The 5,136-nt window shown below is 55.5% G+C and carries 6 protein-coding genes; 2 read left to right on the top strand and 4 right to left on the bottom strand.

The genetic code is table 11. The annotated features are described in order from the left end of the window. The 3 genes from ACIQ0G_RS10110 to ACIQ0G_RS10120 form a co-directional block, all read right to left on the bottom strand. The coding region (locus tag ACIQ0G_RS10110; protein ID WP_397577800.1) for an AMP-binding protein at positions 1–930 on the bottom strand (930 nt) is incomplete at its 3' end. Position 931: 1 nt separating this feature from the next. Further along, the gene (locus tag ACIQ0G_RS10115) at positions 932–2,032 is read right to left on the bottom strand and encodes an MBL fold metallo-hydrolase (RefSeq protein WP_397577796.1); all 1,101 of its coding nucleotides are present in this window, start codon (positions 2,030–2,032) and stop codon (positions 932–934) included. Between the two features lie 49 nt (positions 2,033–2,081). Continuing rightward, a complete protein-coding gene (locus ACIQ0G_RS10120) occupies positions 2,082–2,783 on the bottom strand; it encodes a DUF1013 domain-containing protein (RefSeq protein WP_397577797.1) in 702 nt (233 codons plus the stop codon). A gap of 51 nt (positions 2,784–2,834) precedes the next feature. Here ACIQ0G_RS10120 and ACIQ0G_RS10125 point away from each other — a divergent pair, with 51 nt between their 5' ends. Beyond that, positions 2,835–3,908, top strand: coding sequence for an alpha/beta fold hydrolase (locus ACIQ0G_RS10125; protein WP_397577798.1), 1,074 nt, complete (start codon positions 2,835–2,837; stop codon positions 3,906–3,908). Between the two features lie 9 nt (positions 3,909–3,917). Here ACIQ0G_RS10125 and ACIQ0G_RS10130 read toward each other — a convergent pair whose 3' ends face one another. Continuing rightward, a complete protein-coding gene (locus tag ACIQ0G_RS10130; protein WP_397577799.1) occupies positions 3,918–4,916 on the bottom strand; it encodes an NAD(P)H-quinone oxidoreductase in 999 nt (332 codons plus the stop codon). An 84-nt stretch (positions 4,917–5,000) separates the two neighbouring features. Here ACIQ0G_RS10130 and ACIQ0G_RS10135 point away from each other — a divergent pair. Continuing rightward, a partial coding sequence (locus tag ACIQ0G_RS10135; RefSeq protein ID WP_397577801.1) for a DUF1192 family protein occupies positions 5,001–5,136 on the top strand: 136 nt, incomplete at its 3' end.

Consider the following 5,136-nt stretch of genomic DNA (forward strand, 5'->3'; position numbering starts at 1 on the left):
CACACCGGGCAATGATGTCACCTTAGTGCGATTAATGGCCGCCAACGCAGCGCGCGCCTCGAAACGTGGCAGCATGACAATTTCCCCGCCATTGGCGACGGTACGATTCAGCACCGTTGCATTGGCAAATACGTGGAAAAACGGCAGCACGCCCAGAATCCGGTCATCTGCAGCGCCATTAGGCTGGTTCACCGCGCTGTGCGGATCCAGCATGTTAATCTGCCGCGCGTTCGCCGTTATGTTCTGGTGGCTGAGCATCGCACCCTTTGGCGTGCCTGTCGTACCGCCGGTATATTGAAGCTGCGCAATGTCTTGTTCCGGCGTGCAAGGCTGGACAGCATAATCGCCATCATTTGCGATCAGCGTCGCATAATGCGTAATTCTGCTATCGTCGGGTATTGCGGCAATGTCGCTGCGTTTCAGCAACCGGTATGCCCAGCTTTTCGCCTTGGGCAATGCCTCGGCGACGCTGCCGACAATCAGTTCCTTCAGGCTGCTGTTGTCCAGAACCTTGATAGCTGTCGGCAGCAATGCTGCAGCGGACACGGTGAACAAGATCGACGTTCCGCTGTCCGCCACCTGATGGGCTAGTTCATCAACCGTATATAAAGGCGAGAAGTTAACCACGGTCGCCCCGGCGGCAAGTGCGCCATAATAAGCCGCGATATATTGCGGGACGTTCGGCAGAAAGAGACCGACATGGTCACCCTTGCCAATACCTTTATCCTGAAGACCACGCGCCACGCGCCGGACGGTGTCCGCCATATTGGCATAGCTATATTTACGGCCCATGAAATCGGCAATTGCGGCACGGCCCATCCGTTCGGCGGACTGGAAAAACATATCGTGCAAGGCCAACGGCGCAAAATGTTGGTCCCATTTTACAGGGTGCAGGTAACGACTGTTCCAGATATTTTGTGTCATGCGCACTTTATGCCGCGTGATACCATCCAACACCATCGCGGATTTCACATTTTATCCGACCTGCAAAGTGCAGGTAGCGCAAATGCGCCTGTGCCTCGCCGGTGGCCAAACCATAAACCGTGTCATCAATTTCCCGGTCGAACAGCAATGCAAATGTATCGACCGCCCGCATTTCTGTGTGCCGCAGGGCAGCTTCCAACTTGTCGAGCCTTTCATGGTGGCCGGACGCCAGCTTATCCAACCGGACATGCACACCAGTAAACGGTTCCCCATGCGCTGGCAGGACGAGCATATCCGCAGGCAACGCAGCCCGAAATTTTGTTATGGAGTCGAGCCATTCACCCAGTGGGTCAGCATTGGGCTCACTATCCATGACAGAGACATTTGAAGTGATACGCGGCAAAATCTGGTCACCCGCGATGATCATGCCATTGTTGAAATCGACAAGGCAGGCATGTTCCGGTGTATGTCCCCCGCCTGTCATCACGGTCCAATCCCGCTGCCCCACGCGGATGACTTGCCCGTCGTCCATGCGGACATGCCCCGTCGGTAGGCGCGAGACAGCACGTGCAAATCCGCCCCAGCCGGCCTTGCGCATCGCATCTATGCGTTCTTCATCATAACCTGAAAAGCGGCGGTTGTTTAAGACATCTTCGGGTGGTTGGTCCAACTGATCTGCGATGAGCATCCGCGCCATCAACCATTCGGTCCGGTTCATCCAAACAGGGACTTTGAACTTGTTGGAAAGCCATCCCGCGCAGCCAACATGGTCGGGGTGGAAATGGGTTACGAAAATCCGTTTGAGCTCGCGGTCGGCCAAATTGCCCGCGAACATCACTTTCCACTGTTCAATGGTCGGCGGCGTGAAAAGGCCGGTGTCCACGAGCGCATAGCCTGCCCCGCCCTCGTCCAAAAGCCAAACGTTGATATGCGCCAGATTGCCGGGCACGGGCATGCGCGTCCAGCCAATGTCCGGCGCGATGGGGTAGATTTCGCCATAAGCCGGGGCATGGTCGCCCAAGGGGTATGTTAGCCCCTTAAATTCTTTTGCTTCAAATCCGTGGTCGGCAAGCGACGCGTCATAATCAGGGGTTGCTTTGGTAGCCATAGCCCACCCGTGCCTTAATCAAGCGATTAAGGCAATGACGACGTCGTTCTTATTCGCCCGCTTTTTTGAACAAGGTATCAGCGGTCAGCTCTGCCTTTTCAGTCGGTTCTACTTCACCGTTGAGGGCTGCTTCCGCGCGGCGTGCCGCTTCGGTACGTTCTGCGCGCAATTCTTCGATAAGAGCCTCACGATCCGAGCCAAGGCGCGCATCATTTGCCGCAGTGTTATCAATGCCTGCCTTTTTGGCGGCACGATTGACGATGGCATCAAGTTCGCGTTGCGACGTCAAACCAAGCGTGACGGGATCCTTTGGCTGGATTTCAGCAATGTTCCAGTGGCTGCGATCGCGAATGGCGGCAATCGTGTTGCGCGTCGTTCCGATCAACTTGCAGATGGCGCCATCGGAAATTTCCGGATGATTGCGCAACAGCCATGCAATGCCGTCTGGCTTATCCTGACGCTTCGAAACCGGCGTATAGCGCGGGCCCTTTGTGCGGCGCACCTGATCCGGGCCCTTGGACATTTGAAGGACATAGTCTTCATCTGCCTGACCCTTTTCGATTTCTTCCATCGACAATTCGCCGGCGTGCACTGGGTCGCGACCGGTATATTTCGAGCCAGTCATGTCATCGGCCATAGCCTGAACTTCAAGAATATGGATGCCGCAGAACTCGGCAATTTGCGAGAAGCTCAAACCAGTATTGTCGACCAACCAAGCGGCAGTCGCATGTGGCATCAAAGGGGTGGCCATGTCTTTTGCTCCAATAATAAGGGCCGCCCCTTACGGAGCGGCCTGAAAATCTTGAACGACGCATTAGGCGAACTTTACCGCATCGGCAAGCGACAATGCGCGTGGGGGCTTGCGCATGGCCCGTCTGGCATGCAATCCAGCATCGGATTGGGGGAAGAAATGAAACGTCTTATCAAATGGCTCGTTATTGTGCTCGTGATCGCGGTCGCCGCCGTCTTTATCTGGGGATATGCGCCAGATACCGATGCGGCAGCGATGGAAACCAAATATAGCAATAGCGCATCCCGCTTTGCCGAACTGGAACCTGGCCTGCGCGTTCATTATCGCGATGAAGGCAATCGGGACGGCCGCGTTCTTGTCCTCATTCACGGATCCAACGCCTCGCTGCATACGTGGGAACCGTGGGTCCAGATATTGGGCAAGGAATATCGTATCATTTCGATGGACCTTCCCGGCCATGGCCTTACCGGGCAAAATCCATCCGGCACCTATGACAGCGCGACGTATGTCGGGGTCGTCGACAGATTGCTGGCGCGGCTGAATGTCAAAAAGGCCATAATCGGCGGCAATTCAATGGGTGGCGGCGTCACATGGATGTACACACTCACGCACCCCGATAAAGTCGAAGCGATGTTGCTGGTGGATGCCAGCGGGCAGCCTTCTACCAAATCTGGTAATATACCAATCGGTTTCCGTTTGATGCGGATGCCGGTTATCAAAGAGGCCGCGCGCTTTATTGCCCCACGCAGCATTTTTGAATCCAGCGTCAAAACCTCCATGAGCGTTCAATCGAAAATCGACGCAAAACTTGTCGACCGCTATTGGGAGCTTAACCGCTATCCTGGCAACCGCGAAGCAACTATGGAACGCTTTGCAAATGTGCAAAACATGCGCGCCGGCAACACAGAGAAGCTGGCGGCAATCAAGGTGCCCGCGATGATCATGTGGGGAGAAGAGGACAACCTCATCCCCGTAAGTGCTGCGCGGTGGTTCGCGGACGCCTTGCCGCAAGCCAAGCTGATTATTTATCCGGGCGTCGGCCACATCCCAATGGAAGAAATTCCGGAGAAGAGCGCTGCCGACGTAAAAGCATGGCTGGATGGCTTGCCGCCACCAGCCGCTTAGGTCCTGACCCTAAACTTCGAGCAGAATTTTCCCAACATGCGCGCCGGATTCCATATAGGCGTGCGCGCCAGCGGCATCCGCCAACGGAAATATCCGGTCCATTTCGGGCCGCAACGCGCCGTCGCATACCATTGGCCAAACCGTTGTTGATATTTCTTGCGCCAGCAAAGCCTTAAACTCTTTTGTTCGCGGGCGAAGTGTGGATCCGGTAAGCATCAACCGGCGGGACATGATATAAGCCATATTGAGTTCAGCGGTCATCCCGCCTTGAACCGCAATGGTCACATGACGGCCATCTTCACGCAGGCACTGAAGATTGCGCGCAACATAACCACCTGCGACCATGTCCAGAACAAGATGCACGCCCGCGCCGTTGGTAATCGTTTTTACTTCAGCGACAAAATCTGTGCTGTTGTAATTTATGGCATGATCCGCGCCGATTGCCTTTGCGGCGGCGCATTTGTCGTCCGACCCGCAGGTCACAATGACATTGAGATCAAACAATTTGCCCAATTTGATCGCCATTGTTCCAATGCCGCTCGTGCCGCCATGGATGAGGACGGTTTCGCCGGGCGCCGCGTAGCCGCGTTCAAACACATTGTGCCACACGGTGAACAGCGTTTCAGGCAATGCCGCGGCTTGCGCCATTTCCATTCCCGCTGGAACGGGCAAGCAAACGTCGGCGCGGGCGATGCAATATTCGGCATATCCGCCGCCCGATACCAACGCACATTGGCGCGTGCCCAATAATTCGCGGGACACGCCCGCACCGACCGAAACAACAACGCCCGATACTTCCAGTCCGGGCAGATCGCTCGCGCCTGGCGGCGGCGGATATAGACCCTTGCGTTGAATGACATCGGGTCTGTTTACGCCGGCAAAGGCAACCTTCAAAAGCAGCTCACCATCGCCAGGGCTTGGCACTGGCCGCTCCGCCGCGATCAGTACCTCAGGGCCACCCGGCGTCGAAATCTCGATAGCCGTCATCAATTCCGGCAGTTTTTCCATGTCTATTGCATCCCCATGTCAATTGAGATGCCTTTTAGGGAAGCATCATATTGACAGCAACCGCTCATGGGTAAAATATGAACCATGGAAATCGACGACAATCTACCGTTACGCCGGGACGACCCGCTCAATAATCTTGTGAAGCAAGATATTGATGCCCTTTCTGTTGCGGAACTTGAATCCCGCATCACTGCATTAAAGGCGGAAATTGTGCGCTGTG

Origin of the sequence: Sphingorhabdus sp. (genome assembly GCF_044354325.1) — a bacterium.
GTDB lineage: Bacteria > Pseudomonadota > Alphaproteobacteria > Sphingomonadales > Sphingomonadaceae > Sphingorhabdus_B.